The 18197-nt window shown below is 67.2% G+C and carries 19 protein-coding genes; 16 read left to right on the plus strand and 3 right to left on the minus strand.

From position 1 onward, the window contains the following. The first annotated feature begins 19 nt into the window (after positions 1–19). Genes AC23D6_RS06205 through AC23D6_RS06220 form a run of 4 tightly spaced genes read left to right on the plus strand, consistent with a single transcriptional unit; the run spans position 20 to position 4430 of the window. Positions 20–1270: an NAD(P)/FAD-dependent oxidoreductase gene (locus AC23D6_RS06205; RefSeq protein ID WP_487751910.1), complete on the plus strand. Its 1251-nt coding sequence runs from the start codon at positions 20–22 to the stop codon at positions 1268–1270. Further along, positions 1267–2622: a glutathione-disulfide reductase gene (gene gorA, locus AC23D6_RS06210; RefSeq protein WP_487751911.1), complete on the plus strand. Its 1356-nt coding sequence runs from the start codon at positions 1267–1269 to the stop codon at positions 2620–2622. Before AC23D6_RS06205 ends, gorA begins: the two co-directional genes overlap by 4 nt. Before the next feature lie 34 nt (positions 2623–2656). Further along, the gene (gene hutG, locus AC23D6_RS06215) at positions 2657–3433 is read left to right on the plus strand and encodes an N-formylglutamate deformylase (RefSeq protein WP_487751912.1); all 777 of its coding nucleotides are present in this window, start codon (positions 2657–2659) and stop codon (positions 3431–3433) included. Positions 3434–3443: 10 nt separating this feature from the next. Beyond that, entirely contained in the window at positions 3444–4430 is a 987-nt protein-coding gene (locus tag AC23D6_RS06220; RefSeq protein WP_487751913.1) for a DMT family transporter, read from the plus strand. Between the two features lie 6 nt (positions 4431–4436). Here AC23D6_RS06220 and AC23D6_RS06225 read toward each other — a convergent pair whose 3' ends face one another. Then, positions 4437–5579: a carboxylate-amine ligase gene (locus tag AC23D6_RS06225; RefSeq protein WP_487751914.1), complete on the minus strand. Its 1143-nt coding sequence runs from the start codon at positions 5577–5579 to the stop codon at positions 4437–4439. A gap of 80 nt (positions 5580–5659) precedes the next feature. Continuing rightward, positions 5660–7549 carry a DNA topoisomerase IV subunit B gene (gene parE, locus AC23D6_RS06230; protein ID WP_487751915.1) on the minus strand — a complete coding sequence of 630 codons (1890 nt, stop codon included), beginning with the start codon at positions 7547–7549 and terminating at the stop codon, positions 5660–5662. Between the two features lie 183 nt (positions 7550–7732). On the opposite strand from parE, the gene AC23D6_RS06235 reads away from it, so the two are divergent. The 9 genes from AC23D6_RS06235 to AC23D6_RS06275 all read left to right on the plus strand — a co-directional run bounded on the left by AC23D6_RS06235 (position 7733) and on the right by AC23D6_RS06275 (position 15428). Next, on the plus strand, positions 7733–7984 hold the full coding sequence (locus AC23D6_RS06235; RefSeq protein ID WP_487751916.1) for a hypothetical protein: 252 nt from the start codon (positions 7733–7735) through the stop codon (positions 7982–7984). Positions 7985–8121: 137 nt separating this feature from the next. After that, a complete protein-coding gene (gene pyrG / locus AC23D6_RS06240; protein ID WP_487751917.1) occupies positions 8122–9783 on the plus strand; it encodes a CTP synthase in 1662 nt (553 codons plus the stop codon). Between the two features lie 49 nt (positions 9784–9832). Continuing rightward, positions 9833–10666, plus strand: coding sequence for a 3-deoxy-8-phosphooctulonate synthase (gene kdsA / locus AC23D6_RS06245; protein ID WP_487751918.1), 834 nt, complete (start codon positions 9833–9835; stop codon positions 10664–10666). A gap of 536 nt (positions 10667–11202) precedes the next feature. Beyond that, positions 11203–12486, plus strand: a complete 1284-nt coding sequence (gene eno / locus AC23D6_RS06250; protein WP_487751919.1) for a phosphopyruvate hydratase — start codon at positions 11203–11205, stop codon at positions 12484–12486. A 3-nt stretch (positions 12487–12489) separates the two neighbouring features. Continuing rightward, a complete protein-coding gene (gene ftsB / locus AC23D6_RS06255; RefSeq protein ID WP_487751920.1) occupies positions 12490–12831 on the plus strand; it encodes a cell division protein FtsB in 342 nt (113 codons plus the stop codon). Beyond that, a complete protein-coding gene (ispD, locus tag AC23D6_RS06260; protein ID WP_487751921.1) occupies positions 12831–13523 on the plus strand; it encodes a 2-C-methyl-D-erythritol 4-phosphate cytidylyltransferase in 693 nt (230 codons plus the stop codon). The genes ftsB and ispD overlap by 1 nt, the downstream gene beginning before the upstream one ends. 16 nt (positions 13524–13539) lie before the next feature. Beyond that, on the plus strand, positions 13540–14031 hold the full coding sequence (ispF, locus tag AC23D6_RS06265; RefSeq protein WP_487751922.1) for a 2-C-methyl-D-erythritol 2,4-cyclodiphosphate synthase: 492 nt from the start codon (positions 13540–13542) through the stop codon (positions 14029–14031). Continuing rightward, entirely contained in the window at positions 14028–15062 is a 1035-nt protein-coding gene (gene truD / locus AC23D6_RS06270; RefSeq protein ID WP_487751923.1) for a tRNA pseudouridine(13) synthase TruD, read from the plus strand. The genes ispF and truD overlap by 4 nt, the downstream gene beginning before the upstream one ends. 132 nt (positions 15063–15194) lie before the next feature. After that, positions 15195–15428, plus strand: coding sequence for a hypothetical protein (locus tag AC23D6_RS06275; protein ID WP_487751924.1), 234 nt, complete (start codon positions 15195–15197; stop codon positions 15426–15428). Positions 15429–15443: 15 nt separating this feature from the next. On the opposite strand, the gene AC23D6_RS06280 is transcribed toward AC23D6_RS06275, so the two are convergent. Further along, a complete protein-coding gene (locus AC23D6_RS06280) occupies positions 15444–15986 on the minus strand; it encodes a Smr/MutS family protein (protein WP_487751925.1) in 543 nt (180 codons plus the stop codon). Positions 15987–16086: 100 nt separating this feature from the next. On the opposite strand from AC23D6_RS06280, the gene surE reads away from it, so the two are divergent. From surE to AC23D6_RS06295, 3 genes are read left to right on the plus strand one after another with little or no spacing between them, the layout of a single operon-like run. Further along, positions 16087–16866 carry a 5'/3'-nucleotidase SurE gene (gene surE, locus AC23D6_RS06285; RefSeq protein WP_487751926.1) on the plus strand — a complete coding sequence of 260 codons (780 nt, stop codon included), beginning with the start codon at positions 16087–16089 and terminating at the stop codon, positions 16864–16866. Beyond that, positions 16863–17540, plus strand: a complete 678-nt coding sequence (locus AC23D6_RS06290) for a protein-L-isoaspartate(D-aspartate) O-methyltransferase (RefSeq protein WP_487751927.1) — start codon at positions 16863–16865, stop codon at positions 17538–17540. Before surE ends, AC23D6_RS06290 begins: the two co-directional genes overlap by 4 nt. Position 17541: 1 nt before the next feature. Beyond that, positions 17542–18195 carry an exopolysaccharide biosynthesis protein gene (locus AC23D6_RS06295; RefSeq protein WP_487751928.1) on the plus strand — a complete coding sequence of 218 codons (654 nt, stop codon included), beginning with the start codon at positions 17542–17544 and terminating at the stop codon, positions 18193–18195. Positions 18196–18197 lie beyond the last annotated feature (2 nt).

Here is an 18197-nt window from a genome sequence, read left to right on the forward strand (position 1 = left end):
TTGGGACTACACTATCGGGGTGAATCCCCCCCACGACGACGTCCTCATCATCGGTGGCGGCGCCATCGGCCTGGCGACCGCGCTGGCGTTATTGGAATGCGGCCGCGGTGTGCGCGTCATCGATGCCGGCCGCGCGGGCGGCGGCGCGTCGCACGGCAACTGCGGCACGATCACGCCCAGCCATGCGCCCCCTCTGGCGGCGCCCGGCGTGGTGGCGCAGGCGTTGCGCTGGATGTTTACGCCCGACGCGCCGCTCTACCTCAAACCGCGCATCGATCCCGGTCTGTGGCATTGGCTGGTGCGGTTCGCCGCGCGCTGCAACCTGCGCGACTGGCGGCAGAGCACGCAGGCGCGTGCGGCGCTGCTTAACGATGCGCGTGCTCGGCTGGTGGACTGGGTGGACCGCTACGGCCTGCAATGCGAGTTCGAGGAAGAGGGCCTCGATTACGTCTTCCGGGATGCTCGCAAGTTCCAACAGTACGTGGACGAAAGCGTGGTGCTGAAGGAGTTCGGCATCGCCACGCAGACCTTCGATGGTGGCGAATACGAGCGCGAGGAGCCGGCCATGCGGCCAGGTATTGCGGGCGCGATCCGGTTTCCCGGCGATGCGCGCCTGCGCCCCGACCGCTACGTGGCCGAGCTCGCTCGGGCGGTCCGCGCGCGCGGCGGCATCATCGACGAATACTGCCGGGTGGAACGCCTGGAGCCGGCAGACGATGGGGTGCGCATCGCGACGGACCAGGGTCCGCGTGCAGGTCGCGACGCCGTGATCGCGTTGGGTGCGTGGACGCCCGCGTTCGCCAAGACGCTGGGGGTGCGCGCGCCCATCCAGCCCGGCAAGGGGTATTCGATCACGTATTCGCGGCCATCGACGGTGCCGCGTCATCCGATGGTGCTGAAAGACCGCTCGGTGTGCGTCACCGTGTGGGACAGCGGCTTCCGGCTGGGCAGTACGATGGAATTCTCCGGCCACGACGACAGCCTCAACGCGACCCGGCTCGCCGCGTTGGAGCGCGGTGCGCGTGAGTTCCTGCATGACCCCGTGGGGCCGGAGGTGCGCGAACGCTGGTGCGGCTGGCGGCCGATGACCTGGGACGATCTGCCGCTGCTCGGTCGCGCACCGAACCAACGCCACGTCTGGCTCGCCGCGGGCCACGGCATGCTCGGGATCAGCATGAGCACCGCCACCGGCCAGTTGATGGCCGACCTGATGACGGGCCGCGCGCCGGCCTTCGATCCCACGCCTTATCGACCGGAGCGATTCGCATGACGCCTCAAGAGTTCGACCTGGTCGTGATCGGCGGGGGTTCTGGCGGACTCGCCGGTGCTTTCCGCGCCGCATCGCATGGCGCGCGCGTAGCGCTGTTGGAGCCGAAGGAACTGGGCGGCACTTGCGTCAATGTCGGCTGCGTGCCGAAAAAGGCCATGTGGCTGGCCGCCGAGTTGTCGCAGAAGATTGCGCTCGCCTCGTCGCTGGGATTCGATGTGCCGCCGCCGGTGCTCGACTGGAAGGAGTTCATCGTCCATCGCCAGCGCTACATCGCGGGCATACACGCCAGCTACCTGAAGCGGCTCGACGAAAGCGGCGTCGTGCTGATGCCGTGCCATGGGCGGCTGCAGGACGCACATACGGTGGTGAACGCCGACGGCGTTCCGCTTCGCGCCGCGCACCTCCTGCTCGCCACGGGCGGAAGGCCGTCGCGACCGGACATTCCCGGCGCGCGGCTGGGCCAGGTATCCGACGACTTCTTCAACCTGTGCGCGGCGCCGCGGCGCGTGGCCATCGTGGGCGGTGGCTACGTGGGAGTGGAACTGGCGGGCGTGTTGCAGGCGTTGGGTAGCCAGGTCGAGTTGTTCGTGCGTGGCCCACGGCTGCTGGACGGTTTCGACGAGCAGATCGCGCTGGAGCTGGCCGACGACATGCGCCAGCATGGCGTGCGCGTGCAGTTCGGCTATGCCGTTGCGGCGCTGGAGGAGGCGGCCGATGGGGGCGTGACCGTGCTGGCCGAAGACGGGACGCGAAGCGAGCGCTTCGACGGACTAATCTTCGCCACGGGACGCACGCCGAATACGCGCGGGATCGGCCTGGAGGCCGTCGGGGTGACGCTGGATGCCCGTGGCTTCGTGCAGGTGGATGCGTGGCAAGATACCGCCGTGGCGGGCATCCATGCCGTCGGTGACGTCACCGGCCAGGCGGCGCTCACGCCGGTGGCCATCGCGGCGGCGCGACGCCTGATGGATCGCGTGTTCGGTGGGCAGGCGGAGGCGCGCCTCGATTACCGGGACATCGCCACGGTCGTGTTCTCGCACCCGCCTGCCGGCAAGGTCGGCCAGACCGAAGCCGAAGCGCGTGCAGCGCATGGGGAAGGCGTGAAGACCTACACGGCACGGTTCCGTCCGATGTTGCATGCCTTGGCCGATTCGCCGCAGCGCAGCCTGTTCAAGCTGGTCTGCGTGGGCGAGGAGCAACGGGTGGTCGGCATCCACCTGTTGGGCGAGGGCGCCGACGAAATGCTGCAGGGGTTCGCGGTGGCGCTGAAGAAGGGCGTCACGCTCGCCGACCTTCACGACACCGTTGCCATCCATCCCACCAGTGCCGAGGAAGTGGTGCTGATGCGCTGAATGCGCGGACAGGGCGCGGCGATACAATGCCGGCATGGATACCTACACGCTGCATCCGGGCACTGCGCCCCTGCTCATCAGCTTGCCGCACAACGGCACGCGCGTGCCCGACGCGATCGCCACGCGCCTGACGCCCGAGGCGCGGCGCGTCCCGGACACCGACTGGCACGTCGCCGAGCTGTACGACTTCGCGCGAGCGCTCGGTGCGTCGATCATCGTGCCGGCATACTCGCGCTATGTCGTCGACCTCAACCGGCCGGAAGACGATGTCTCGCTGTATCCCGGGCAGAACACCACCGGCTTGTGCCCCGTCGTCCGCTTCAGCGGCGATCCGGTGTACCTGCCGGATCAGGTGCCGACGCCGGAGGAGATCGCCGAGCGCGTCGATACCTATTGGAGGCCGTACCACCTGGCGCTCGAGCAGGAGCTTGGGCGCATCCGCGACCAGCATGGCCGCGTCGTGCTGTGGGAAGGGCATTCGATCCGCAGTGAAGTGCCGTTCCTGTTCGAGGGTCGGTTGCCCGATTTCAACCTGGGTACCGCGGGGGGCGCCAGCTGCTCGCCGGCCTTGCAGCAGGCGTTGGAAAACGTGCTGGCGTCGCAGTCGGATTACAGCTTCGTCGTGAACGGGCGGTTCCGCGGCGGTTACATCACCCGGCACTACGCCGACCCGGCAAACCACGTGCAAGCCGTGCAGCTGGAATTGGCGCAGCTGAACTACATGGACGAGGACAGCTTCGTCTATCTGCCCGAACGTGCCATCCGCACGCAGGCGCTGATCCGTCGGTTGCTGGAATGCACGTTGGCGTGATGGCGCGCGAATGACTCGGCCCAAGGCGGACGACGAACTCGCACAACCGCTGGATGTGGCCCCCGCGGCCGCGGTGGACGCGCCGCCTGCGCGGCCCGTGCTCCAGGCGGTCAGTCGCTCGGGCCTGGTGCTCGCGGCGCTCGGCGCTATCGCGTTCTCCGGCAAGGCCATCATCGTCAAACTCGGTTACCGCTACGGCACGGACGCGATCACGCTGCTGGCGCTGCGCATGCTGGTGGCGTTCCCGTTCTTCCTGGCGATGGGCGCGTGGGCCGCGCGTCGTAGCACGCCGCTGAGCAAGGCGGATCGCGGACGCATCCTGTTGCTCGGCTTCCTGGGCTATTACCTGGCCAGCTTCCTGGATTTCGCCGGCCTGGCCTACATCACGGCCACGCTGGAACGGCTGATTCTCTATCTCACCCCGACGCTGGTCGCCCTGATTGGTTGGCTGGCCTTCGGTCGCCGCATCTCGCGTCGGCAGGCCGCCGCGCTACTGGTCAGCTATGCGGGCGTGGCGCTCGCGTTCGGCCACGATCTGCAGGTGGGCGGATCCAACATCGCGCTGGGCAGCGCGCTGGTGTTCGGTAGCGCGCTGGCCTATGCGTTGTATCTCGTTGGCAGTGGCGAACTGGTGCAGCGTGTGGGCGCGGTCCGCCTGACGGCCTATGCGAGCAGCGTGGCAAGCGTCCTGTGCCTGCTGCAGTTCGTCTTGCTACGACCGATGGAGGCGCTCGCTCTGCCGTGGCAGGTGTACGCCCTGTCGCTGGTGAACGGTACGCTGTGCACGGTGCTCCCCGTGCTGGCGGTGATGATGGCGGTGGCGCGGATCGGCTCGGCGCTGGCGGCGCAGGTCGGCATGATCGGACCGGTGTCGACCATCATCCTCAGTATGCTCCTCCTTGGTGAGCCGATGGGGCCCTGGCAGGTCGCGGGCACGCTGCTGGTCATGGCCGGTGTCTTCGTCGTTTCGCAGCAAAAGACGACGGCCCCGCGCTGAGTCCCGCTAGGCCGTCGCGGTCGCGTCGGCGAGCCACTGCACGACGTGGCCCAAGGCCTCGGCGTGGGTGTCGCCGGCCTGTCGTCGGTCGCGATAGCGCTGCAGCTGTCCGTGCGCGCTGGTGCCGTCCTCGAGGATGCGCCACACACGCTCGACCTGCGTCGTGCACGCCAGTGCCCGGATGTCCTCGTCCAGCGCCTCTAGCGTGTTCTCCAGCATCTCGCGCACGCCGACCAGACGATGGCTGCCCAGGTCGATCAGCCCGGCGTCGAAACCGTAGCGCTGCGCGCGCCACAGATTCTCCGCGATGATCGCCTGGTCGCTCGCGCGCAGCGTGGCGTGTAGCGAGGGCCGACGTTCCAGGTGTCGCACCAGGCAACGGTAGAGCTGTGCGATGGCCAGCGCATCGCATACGTCGGTGCAAGCATCGGTGACGCGCAACTCCAGGGTCGGGAAAGCAAGCGAGGGACGCAGCGCCCACCACAGGAAACTCGCATCCTGGATCGCACGCCCCTCCGTCATGCGCTGCACGTAGTGGTCGTATTCGGCCTGGTTGGCGAACAGGGGCGGCAGCCCGGTGCGGGGGATTTCCTGGTAAGCCGTCTGGCGGTAGCCCATCAGGCCGGTGGCATGACCCATCCAGAAGGGCGAGGACGTGCTGAGCGCCAGCAGCAGGGGCAGGAACGGCTGCGTGCGCGCCATCAGCGTAATGCGTTGGTCCGGGTCGGCAGGCTGCACGTGCACATGCAATCCGCACAGCAGGTTGCGCTGACCGAGCATCTGCAGTTCGCCCATCACCTGATCGTAGTGCGGCTTCTCGGTGCTGCGCTGTCCGCGCCATTGCGCGGACGGATGCGTGCCGGCAGCCAGGATCCCCAGCCCGTGCCGATGCGCGATGTCCGCGACGGTGCGGCGAAGCGTGCGCAGATCACGCTCGGCGGCCTGCGGATCGTCGTGCACGCCGGTCTGGACTTCGACCTGGGTCTGCAGCATTTCACTGCCGAAGCGTTCGCCCAGGGCGTCGCGGCAGTCGGCGAAGAAAAGGCGCGGCATATGGCGCAGCCGGCGCCCGTTGCGGCGCACGAGGAAGTATTCCTCCTCCAGGCCGAAGGTGTAAGCGTGTTGATCCAACGAGGACGTCGAAGCCATGCCGGCGTTATCGCACCGGCAGGGTGAACGCGGCGTTCAATGCCGGCGGAACGCTCCCGCCGACACACGATCGCGGGTCGTCAAACTTCGAGCGAAGCCAAGTCGCCCTTGGTTTCCAGCCACGTCTTGCGGTCGCCCGCACGCTTCTTCGCCAGCAGCATGTCCATCAGGCCGCGCGTCTGCAGATCGTCGTCGACGGTGAGCTGCACCAGACGGCGTGTATCGGGGTGGATGGTGGATTCGCGCAACTGCGCGGGATTCATCTCGCCCAGGCCCTTGAAGCGGGTGACGTTGACCGAGCCGCGGATCTTCTCGCGCTCGATCTTTTCCAGCAGCAGGCGCTTCTCTTCTTCGTCCAGCGCATAGAACACCTGCTTGCCCACGTCGACGCGAAACAGCGGCGGCATCGCGACGAACACGTGGCCGGCCGCGACCAGGGCGGGGAAATGGCGCAGGAACAGCGCGCTCAGCAGGGTCGCGATATGCAGGCCGTCCGAGTCGGCGTCGGCGAGGATCACCACCTTGCCGTAGCGCAGCCCGCTGATGTCGTCCTTGCCGGGGTCGCAGCCGATCGCGACGGCCAGGTCGTGCACTTCCTGCGACGCGAGCACGCTGCCCGAGGCGACTTCCCAGGTATTCAGGATCTTGCCGCGCAGCGGCAGGATGGCCTGGAAATCCTTGTCGCGCGCCTGCTTGGCCGAACCGCCGGCCGAGTCGCCCTCCACCAGGAAGAGCTCGGTGCGCGACAGGTCCTGGCTGATGCAGTCGGCCAGCTTGCCGGGCAGGGCGGGGCCCTGGGTGACTTTCTTGCGGACGACCTGCTTCTCGGTCTTCAGGCGGGCGCTGGCGCGCTCGATGGCGATCTGCGCGATCTTCTCGCCCAGGTCGACGTGCTGGTTCAACCACAGGCTGAAGGCGTCGTGGGCGGCGCCCTCGATGAAGCCGGCAGCCTGGCGCGAGGAGAGCCGTTCCTTGGTCTGGCCGCTGAACTGCGGGTCGGTCATCTTCAGCGAGAGCACGAAGGTCACGCGGTCCCACACATCTTCCGGCGCCAGCTTCACGCCGCGCGGCAGCAGGTTGCGGAAGTCGCAGAATTCGCGCAGCGCATCGGTCAGGCCGCTGCGCAGGCCGTTGACGTGCGTGCCGTGCTGGGCGGTCGGAATCAGGTTGACGTAGCTCTCCTGCACCAGTTCGCCTTCCGGCACCCAGGCCACCGCCCAGTCGACGACTTCGCTGTCCTTCTTCAGCTGGCCGACGAAGATGTCCGGCGGCAGCAGTTCGCGCCCCGCCATCTCGCCCTTCAGGTAGTCGCGCAGGCCATCCTCGTAATGCCAGCTGTCGCGCTCGCCGGTGGCTTCATCGAACAGGGTGACGTTCAGGCCCGGGCACAGCACGGCCTTGGCGCGCAGCAGGTGGCGCAGGGCGCGTACGTTGAATTTCGGCGTGTCGAAGTACTTCGGATCGGCCCAGAACCGCACGCGGGTGCCGGTGTTCTTCTTCCCGACGCTGCCCACGACTTCCAGCGGTGTGGCGCGGTCGCCGTTGCGGAAGGTGATGCGATGTTCGCTGCCTTCACGCTTGATATGCACTTCCACCAACGTCGACAGCGCGTTCACCACGCTCACGCCCACGCCGTGCAGGCCGCCGGAGAACGTGTAGTTCTTGTTGCTGAACTTGCCGCCCGCGTGCAGGCGCGTGAGGATCAGTTCGACACCGGGGATCTTCTCCTCCGGGTGGATGTCCACCGGCATGCCGCGCCCGTCGTCGGACACTTCGCAGCTGCCGTCCTTGAACAGGGTGACCTCGATGCTGCCCGCGTGGCCGGCGAGTGCTTCGTCCACCGCATTGTCGATGACTTCCTGCGCCAGGTGGTTGGGACGCGCGGTGTCGGTATACATGCCCGGCCGGCGCTTGACGGGGTCCAGGCCGGAGAGGACTTCGATATCGGCGGCGTTGTAGCGACTGCTCATGATGCGTGTGTGTCTTCCGGGTGCGGGCCGGGGTCTGGCCCCAGCGACGGCGCAGTGTGCCGCCTGACCCGGATTTTTGCCATGTTCAGTCGCACCGGCTGAAACTGCGCGCGTGGACAGGGATGCCCTTGGGATCGCCGCCCGGCGCCCCCAGATTTCCACCATCCACGAGGAGCCTTTGCCATGAAGTCGCGCAACCTGTTGCTGCTCTCCGCCGCCGTCGCCGGCGCGCTGTTCGCGGTCCACGCGTTCGCCCAGTCCAAGGTGGGCGCCGATGCCGACAAGCCGAAGCAGGACCAGTCTCAGACCAGTGATCCGTCTGATCCGGAGGCCAAGGCGCGCCGCCGTGCGGCCAACGAGGCTGCCGCCAAGCGCAAGGCCGCCGAGGGCCAGCAGAAGAAGGCCGGCGAGGAAGAGGAAGAGCGCAAGCCCTGATCCATTCCATCTCGAAAGCCTTGCGCAGCAAGGGTTTCGCGCCCATCTGACGATCTAGGACGCCCCGCTTCGGCGGGGCGTCGCGCTTTCGGGCGACACGCGTTGCCTGTAGACTATGGCTTTCCGGAGCCCCGCCCATGACTCCCCTGATTTTCGTTACCGGCGGCGTTGTGTCCTCGCTAGGCAAGGGCATCGCCGCGGCTTCGCTTGCGTCCATCCTTGAAGCACGTGGCCTGAAGGTCACGATGATGAAGCTGGACCCCTACATCAACGTCGACCCGGGCACCATGAGCCCGTTCCAGCACGGCGAGGTGTACGTCACCGACGACGGCGCCGAGACCGACCTGGACCTGGGCCATTACGAGCGCTTCGTGCGCACGCGCCTGAGCCGCAAGAACTCGGTCACCACCGGCCGGATCTACGAGAACGTGATCCGCAAGGAGCGCCGCGGCGACTACCTCGGCGCCACGGTGCAGGTGATCCCGCACATCACCGACGAGATCCGCCGCTGCATCGACGAGGCCACCGAAGGCTTTGACGTGGCGCTGGTGGAGATCGGCGGCACGGTGGGCGACATCGAATCGCTGCCGTTCCTGGAAGCCATCCGCCAGATCCGTACCGAGCGTGGCCCCGAGAAGGCCCTCTTCATGCACCTGACGCTGGTGCCGTACGTGGCGGCCGCCGGCGAGTTGAAGACCAAGCCGACGCAGCACTCGGTGAAGGAGCTGCGTTCGATCGGTATCCAGCCCGACGTGCTGCTGTGCCGGTCCGAGCAACCGATTCCGGATTCGGAGCGCCGCAAGATCTCGCTGTTCACCAACGTGCCCGAGCGCGCCGTCATCAGCGTGCCGGACGTGGACGTGCTGTACCGCATTCCGATGGGCCTCCACGGCCAAGGCCTGGACGAGATCGTCCTGCGCCAGTTCCGCATCGATAACGCGAAGTCCGCGGATCTTTCCGAGTGGGAAGCGGCGGTCGACGCCACGCTCAACCCGCTGGATGAGGTCACCATCGCCGTCGTCGGCAAGTACGTCGACCACCAGGATGCATACAAGTCCGTGGGCGAGGCGCTCAAGCATGGTGGCCTGCGCCAGCGCACGCGCGTCAATCTGAAGTGGATCGAGGCGCAGGATCTGGAAGGCACCGACATGGCCCTGCTGCAGGGCGTGGACGGCATCCTGGTGCCGGGCGGTTTCGGCGATCGCGGTTTCGAGGGCAAGGTGCTGACGTCGCGCTTCGCGCGCGAACAGAAATTGCCTTATTTCGGCATCTGCTACGGCATGCAGGCGGCGGTCGTCGACTATGCGCGCCATGTGGCGGGCCTGGACGATGCCAACAGCACCGAGAACGACAAGCAGTCGCCGCATCCGGTCATCGGCCTGATCACCGAGTGGCGCACCGCAGCCGGTGAGATCGAGAAGCGCGATGAACGCTCCGACCTGGGCGGCACCATGCGCCTGGGGCTGCAGGAGCAGCGCCTGAAGCCCGGCACGCTTGCGCGCGAGCTGTATGGCAAGGACGTGGTGGCCGAGCGCCATCGCCACCGCTACGAGTTCAACAACCGGTACCGCACGCAGCTGGAAGACGCCGGCCTGGTGGTCGCTGCCAAGTCGATGGACGACCTGCTGGTGGAAATGGTGGAGCTGCCGCGCGCTGTGCACCCGTGGTTCCTGGCCTGCCAGGCGCATCCGGAATTCCTGTCCACGCCGCGCGACGGCCATCCGCTGTTCGTCGGCTTCATCCGCGCCGCCCGCGAGAAGAAAGCCGGCGGCAAGCTGTTGAAGGAAGCGCGCGCGTAACTGTCCTGCACCGGCGCCGCCCGCGGCGCCTGCAACGAAGGAGTGATGAATGAAACTCTGTGGATTCGACGTCGGTCTCGACCAGCCCCTGTTCCTGATCGCCGGCCCGTGCGTGATCGAATCGATGCAGTTGCAGATCGACGTGGCTGGCCGCCTGAAGGAAATCACCGGCAAGCTGGGGATGAACTTCATCTTCAAGTCGAGCTTCGACAAGGCCAACCGCACCTCCGGCACCAGCTTCCGCGGCCCCGGCATGGAAGAAGGCCTGAAGGTGCTGGATGCGGTGAAGAAGCAGGTCGCCGTGCCGGTGCTGACCGACGTGCACGAGTACACGCCGATGGATGAGGTCGCTGCCGTCGTCGACGTGCTGCAGACGCCTGCTTTCCTCGTGCGCCAGACCGACTTCATCAAGAAAGTCTGCTCGGCGGGCAAGCCGGTCAACATCAAGAAAGGCCAGTTCCTGTCGCCGTGGGACATGAGGCCCGTGGTTGACAAGGCCAAGTCCACCGGTAATCAGGACATCCTGGTATGCGAGCGTGGCGCGTCTTTCGGCTACAACAACCTCGTCAGCGACATGCGTTCGTTGAGCGTGATGCGCGATACTGGTTGCCCGGTCGTGTTCGACGCGACCCATTCGGTGCAGTTGCCTGGCGGGCAGGGCACCAGCTCGGGTGGCCAGCGCGAATTCGTGCCGGTGCTGGCGCGCGCGGCGGTCGCCGTCGGGGTGGCCGGCCTGTTCGCGGAGACGCATCCGGACCCCGCCAAGGCCCTGTCCGATGGCCCGAACGCGTGGCCGCTGGACAAGATGGAAGCGCTGCTGGAAACGCTGCTGGCGCTGGATACGATCACCAAGAAGAACGGGTTTCTGGAGTCGACGGTCTAAGCCATGAATCGAGCGACTGGCGGGATGCTGGTTGTGCTGGTGGCCGTAACGGCGGCGGTGCCACGCGCGGACGCCTGTCAAATGGGTTCGGGCGACCCGACCCAAGACTTGTCCAAGGCGTACAGCGAAAGCCATGAGATCTTCGTCGCAAGGCTCGAGAACTACGCTGAGCGCGCGCAGGAGGCACGAAATCCCTACTTCCTCGCAACCGCCGACTTTGAAGTGGTGGAGATCCTGAAGGGCAAACCACCGGCTCGAGGGACTTTGACGGGTGGCGTGGTTTGGCGTGCGGTTCCCGACATGCCAATTCCGCCCCCGCCGCCCCCGCCTTCATGCGGACCCTGGATAACTTCGCCAGATGTCGAAGGGAAAACAGCGTTAATCTTTGTTTCTTCGTACGCGCGCGCAGGGCAGCCACAGGGTCTGCGCGATGTCCACCCGTTTTCGGTTCGATTTTCCCAGCACGATCCCGCCCATACCCGAGCTACCTTGACGTTCGTACGACAACTCCAATCCACGGACCCCCGATCGACACCATGACCACCATCGCCAAGATCCACGCCCGCGAAATCCTCGATTCCCGCGGCAATCCCACCCTCGAAGCCGAGGTCACGCTGGACGACGGTTCCTTCGGTCGCGCCATGGTGCCGTCCGGCGCCTCGACCGGCACCAAGGAAGCCGTGGAACTGCGCGATGGCGACAAGACGCGCTACCTGGGCAAGGGTGTGCGCAAGGCGGTGGAGAACGTCAACACCACGATCGCCGCGGCACTGAAGGGCTTCGATGCCGCCGACCAGGAAGGGCTGGACCGTCGCCTGATCGACCTGGACGGCACCGAGAACAAAGGCCGGCTGGGCGCCAATGCGCTGCTGGGCGTGTCGCTGGCCAACGCGCATGCGGTGGCGGCCTCGAAGAAGCAGCCGCTGTGGCAGTACCTCGCCACCGGCGACGTGACCCTGCCGGTGCCGATGATGAACATCATCAACGGCGGTGCCCATGCGGACAACAACGTGGACTTCCAGGAGTTCATGGTGCTGCCGGTCGGCTTCGATTCGTTCGCCGAGTCGTTGCGCGCCGGTACCGAGATCTTCCACTCGCTGAAGTCGGTGCTGAAGGGCCATGGCCTGAGTACGGCAGTCGGCGATGAGGGCGGCTTCGCCCCGGATTTCCGCAGCAACGTGGAAGCGCTGGACACCATCCTCGAGGCGATCGGCAGGGCCGGTTACACCGTAGGCGAGGACGTGCTGCTGGGCCTGGACGTGGCCTCCAGCGAGTTCTTCGACAACGGCAAGTACCACCTGGTGGGCGAGAACAAGCGCCTGACCAGCGAGCAGTTCGTGGACTTCCTGGCCGATTGGGCCGCGCAGTACCCCATCATCACGATCGAGGACGGTCTGGCCGAGGACGATTGGGCGGGCTGGAAGCTGCTGACCGACCGGATCGGCAAGAAGGTGCAGTTGGTCGGCGACGACCTGTTCGTCACCAACCCGAAGATCTTCAAGGAAGGCATCGAGTCCGGCACGGCCAACGCCATCCTGATCAAGGTCAACCAGATCGGCACGCTGAGCGAGACGCTGGAAGCGATCTCCATGGCGCACCACGCAGGCTATGCGGCGATCGTGTCGCACCGGTCCGGCGAGACCGAGGACACTACCATCGCCGACATTGCGGTGGCCACCACGGCGACCCAGATCAAGACCGGCTCGCTGTGCCGCAGCGACCGCGTGGCCAAGTACAACCAACTGCTGCGGATCGAAGAGGCGCTCGGCAGCAAGGCGCGCTATGCCGGCCGCAACGCCTTCGTCTCGCTGAAGAAGTAATCCATGCGCAAGGCGCCCTGGCTTCTGCTGGTGCTGGTACTGCTGCTGGGATGGCTGCAGTACAAGTTCTGGTTCGGCGTCGGCAGTTCGGGCCAGGTCGTCGCGCTGGAACAACAGGTCGAGCTGCAGAAGCGCGAGAACGCAGGCCTGCAGGAACGCAACGACGCGCTCGCCGCCGAAGTCGAGGATCTGAAGTCCGGCGAATCGGCGGTGGAGGAGCGTGCCCGCAGCGAGCTGGGTATGATCAAGCCGGGCGAGAAGTTCTATCGCGTGGTCGAATCGGTCCCCGCCGCGCCGACCGGCGATGCGGCCGCGGCCGAGACGGAAGAAGAGGCCGCTCCCTGATGGCGGGTGTCTGGGCGGTGGTGCCGGCCGCCGGTCGCGGCACCCGGTTCGGCAGTGAGCTGCCGAAGCAGTACCTGAGCGTGCGCGATCGTCCACTCATTGCCTGGACGCTGCAGGCACTGTTCGCGCACGACGCGTTGGAAGGCGTGGTGGTGCCGGTGTCGGAGAACGATCCGGACTGGCCGGGCTGGAGCGAGTACGACGGACGGCCCCTGATCACCTGCACGGGCGGCGCGACACGCGCTGCTTCCGTGCTGGCCGGGCTGCAGGCGCTGCCGGCCAGCGTGCGTGCGGACGACTTCGTCCTGGTGCATGACGCGGCGCGACCGAACCTCGGTCGCGAAGACTTGGCGCAGCTGCTGGAACGTGGTCGAAACGACCCCGTCGGTGCGATCCTGGCTGCCCCCGTGCGCGACACGCTCAAGCGGGCGGGCGATGACGGCGGTATCGACGGCACCGAGCCGCGCGAACGGCTGTGGCGCGCGTTCACCCCCCAATTGTTCCGCCGCCTGCAACTGACGCGTGCGCTGGAAGCGGCGACCGCCGACGGCATTGAAGTGACCGACGAGGCCATGGCGATGGAGCGGCAGGGCCTGCGGCCGTTGCTCGTCGAAGGCGCGGAAAGTAACTTCAAGATCACCACGCGCGCGGATCTCGAACGGTTCGAGTTCGAGCTGGCGCGTCGCGCCTGACCGATACGGGATTGCCATGCCTGACACGTTGAACATCCGCATCGGCCATGGCTTTGACGTGCATGCCTTCGGCGAGGGCGACCACATCATGCTCGGCGGCGTGCGCGTGCCGCACGTATGCGGCGTGCTGGCGCACAGCGATGGTGATGTCGTCCTGCACGCGCTGTGCGACGCCATGCTGGGCGCGCTGGCGCTGGGCGATATCGGCAAGCATTTCCCGCCTTCCGATGATCGCTGGAAGGGCGCCGACAGTCGCGCCTTCGTGCGCCATTGCGATGCCCTGCTGCGGGAGCGCGGCTGGTGCGTCGGCAATGCGGATGTCACCGTCATCTGCGAGCGCCCCAAGGTGGGGCCGCATGCCGAGGCCATGCGCGCCTGCGTGGCGCAGGATCTTGGGATCGGGGTGGATGCGGTGAGTATCAAGGCCACCACTACCGAGACGCTCGGCTTTACCGGTCGGGGCGAAGGCATCGCCGCGCAGGCCGTCGTGTTGCTGGTGAAGGCGTGAGCGAAGCCCTGCCGCGCGCATTCGGCGCGCCCGTGCTGACGGCATGTTTCCGCCGCACGCCCGAGGATTTCTTTGTCGAGGAGCTCCCCGGTTTCGAACCCTCCGGGGAGGGCGAGCACCTGCTGCTGACGATCGAGAAGCGCGGCATGAATACCGCATTCGCGGCCAAGCGCATCGCGAGCTGGGCGGGCATCGCCGAGATGGGCGTCGGCTACGCGGGCCTGAAGGACCGGCACGCCGTCACCCGCCAGCGTTTCAGCGTGCACCTGCCGCGCAAAGTGGCACCGGACCTCGCCGGCCTGGTGTCGGACGACATGAAGGTCATCGGCGCGTCGTGGCATGCCCGTAAACTCCCGCGGGGCGCGCTGGCCGGCAATCGCTTCGAACTGGTGTTGCGCGACGTGACCGGCGAGCGGGATGCCATCGATGCGCGGCTTGGCGAGATCGCGGCCCGGGGATTGCCGAACTGGTTCGGCGAGCAGCGCTTCGGTCGCGATGGCGGCAACGTGGCGGCCGCGCTGGCGATGTTCGCCGGGCGCCGGGTACGACGCGATCAGCGCTCGATACTGCTGTCGGCGGCGCGCTCGGAACTGTTCAACCGCGTCCTCGCGGCCAGGCTCGCGGATGGCAGTTGGAACCGGGGCCTCGACGGCGAGGTGTGGATGCTCGCCGGCAGCCGCAGCGTGTTCGGCCCGGAGCCATGGAGCGAGGCGCTGGCGCAGCGCCTGGCGGACTTCGATATCCACCCGACCGGCCCCTTGTGGGGCGAGGGCGAATCGCGTGCACAGGCCGCCGCGCGGGCGTGCGAGGACGCGGCGATGCTCGCTGATGATGCGCTCGCGTTGAAAGCGGGGCTGGAGCGCGAAGGGCTCCGGCAGGAACGCCGTGCGCTCCGCCTCAGGCTCGATAGCCTCGCGTGGGACTGGATCGGTCCGGACGCGCTGCGGCTGACGTTCGCGCTTCCGCCTGGTAGCTACGCGACGGGCGTGCTGCACGAATTGGGGGATGTCAGCGAGGCGCCCCGTTCCTGAGCCGTTCGTCGGAAAGCGCAGGTCAGCACTGCCGGCGCGTGTAAGCGGGCGTATAAGCGGAAACAGCGGCGGCGGATCGCCTCATCGCCGGCCGTGAGGGTCGTAGATCGTTCCCGCTTCTAGGAGGTCGCCATGAGTCGCCTCAACTGCCTTGCCTCTACCCTGTTCCTCACCGTATCGCTTGTGGGCTGCGCCAGCACCCAGACGGCGCGCACGTCGGATGCGCCGCTGATGCAGCGCCAGACGCAGGTGGATGAAGATTACGTGGGCTACGTCAACACCGTGGCCAAAGTGCGCGGTACCCGTGTCGTCTGGGTCAATCCCCCCACGAAGACGGTGATGGTGCCGATCGCGACCGCCCACTGACCATCCGCAGCACGCTCAACGGCGCGCCAGCAGCACCAGCACTGCACCGGTGCCGCCCTGCGCGGGCGGCGCCGAATGAAACGCAAGCACGTCCGCGCGCTGGCGCAGGACGCGATCCACCACGTTCTTGAGCACCGGCGCGCCGGCGTCCGAACGCGCGCCCTTGCCGTGAATGATGCGGACGCAGCCGTGGTCGTGCTGGTGCGCTTCCGCCAGGAACTGCCGCATCAAGCCCTCCGCCTGCAAGGCCGTGGCCCCGTGCAGGTCCAGTTCGTCCTGGGCCGAGAACTGTCCGCGCTTCAATCGCTGGAACACCCGCGGTGGTACCGAGTCGCGCCGATGGCTGAGCACATCGCCCGCCGCGAGGAGATCCACCGCGTCCAGGCCGCGTTGGAACTCGCTGCGTGCGTCCAACTCGTCCCGTTCCGCCATACGTGCGCGCGGCTTCGGCGGCGCCTTGCGAGGCGGTAGCGGCGTGTCGTCCAGCCGTCGCACATCGCCGATCGCGTCGCGGAACAGGGCGGCATCGTCGTCGTCGGGGGGCGAGGGCTTGGCCATGCCGTCAGCGTAGCGGCATCACCGGATCGCGACCAGATCGCGTGAGTGCGGCAAGCGTAGGCGCGGTTCCGGTATCATGGGGCTGTCCCCGAGGAAACCCATGCGCGTACTGGTCAGCAACGACGACGGCGTCGACGCCCCCGGCATCCGAATCCTGGCAGAGGGCCTGCGCAGCGCGGGCCATGAGGTGTATGTGGTCGCGCCCGACCGCGACCGCTCCGGCGCCAGCAACTCGCTGACGCTCGATCTGCCGATCCGGCTCAAGCGCATCGATCACTACACGTGCAGCATCGCGGGCACGCCGACCGACTGCGTCCACCTGGCCCTGACCGGCATGCTGGAATTCGAGCCGGACATCGTGGTGTCGGGCATCAACAACACCGCCAACCTGGGCGATGACGTCATCTATTCGGGCACCGTGTCGGCCGCGATGGAAGGGCGCTTCCTGGGCCTGCCGGCGGTGGCGATGTCGCTGGCCACCAAGAACCACGACGCGAAGCACTACGAAACCGCCGCGCGCGCTGCCGTGGAAATCGTGGCGCGCCTGAAGTCCGACCCGTTGCCCGCCGACACCATCCTCAACGTCAACGTGCCGGATCTGGCATGGGCCGACGTACGCGGTTTCGAAGTCACCCGCTTGGGCAATCGCCACCGCTCCGAGGCCTGCGTCCCGCAGCCCGATCCGCGCGGCAACACGGTCTACTGGATCGGACCCGCCGGTCGCGAGCAGGACGCTGGCCCCGGTACCGATTTCCACGCCGTACGCACCGGCCACATCTCGATCACGCCGATCCACGTCGACCTGACCCGCTACCAAGCGCTGGAGAAGGTCGCCGGCTGGGTCGGTGGACTCACCGCAGCGCTGGAGGATTCGGCGTGACGCCGCGCTTGCGGCTGCAGCCCGAAGCGGTGGGCATGGGCATGACCTCGCAGCGCGTGCGCGACCGTCTGGTCGAACGCCTGCGCGAATCCGGCATCGCCGACGAGCGCGTGCTCAACGCCATCCGCACGCTGCCGCGCCATCTGTTCGTCGATGAAGCGCTGGCGACGCGTGCGTACGAAGACACCGCACTGCCGATCGGACACAGCCAGACCATCTCGCAGCCGTGGGTGGTCGCGCGGATGACCGAAGTGCTGCTGCAGAACGCACCGAAGAAGGTGCTCGAGATCGGGACCGGTTCCGGCTACCAGGCCGCGGTGCTCGCGATCCTCGGGCTGGAGGTCTACACAGTCGAGCGCATCGGCGATCTGCTGCGCCAGGCTCGCAAGCGCCTGCGCCAATTGGGCATGAACGTGCGCAGCAAGCACGACGACGGCCGCATCGGCTGGGCCGAGCATGGTCCGTACGACGGCATCATCGTCACCGCCGCCGCGCCGGCGCTGGTGCCGGTGCTGGTCGAGCAGCTCGCGGTGGGTGGGCAGCTCGTCGCGCCGGTGGGCGGCAGCGGTTCGCAGTCGCTGGTACGGCTGGTGAAGCGCGAGGACGGCAGCGTCGAGGAAACCACGCTGGCGCCGGTCGTGTTCGTGCCGCTGCTGTCGGGCACGCTGGACTGATATGACCGAGACGCCACGCACCGGAAGCATCGACCCGACCGCTTCGCTGGGCCAGCAGCTCGAGGGCATCATCGAACGGCTGCCGCCGGACACCTTGAGCCTTGGCGAGTTGCTGGAAGTCTTCAGCGACGAAGGCCTGCTGCTGCTCACCATCCTGCTGACGCTGGTGTTCCTGATTCCCGTATCGATCCCCGGCGTGAGCACGGTGTTCGGCGCGGCCATCCTGCTGGTCGGCATCAGCCGGCTGTTCAATCGGCCGCTGTGGTTGCCGGCACGCGTGAAGCACAAGGCGTTGCCTGCGGACCGACTGCGGCCGGGCCTGACGGGCGGGCTGGTGTGGGTGCGCAGGATGGAGAAGATCAGCCGTCCGCACCGGCTGCGTTTCCTCGTCGACGGTCCGGGGCAGGGCGTGTTCAACAACCTGGCCTTCATCCTTGCCGCGCTGCTGCTGATGGCGCCCTTCGGATTCGTACCGTTCAGCAATACCCTGCCAGCCTTGGCCCTGCTGCTCTACGCCATCGGCTTCATCCAGCGCGATGGCGGCGCGATCCTGCTGGGCCATCTGGCGAACATCGGGACGATCGTCTACTTCAGTGTGCTGATCGGCGGCGGTGGGGTGGCCGTACGCGAACTCTTCCAGCGGCTGACCGGCTGACG

This window comes from Pseudoxanthomonas sp. G3 (assembly GCF_057654715.1).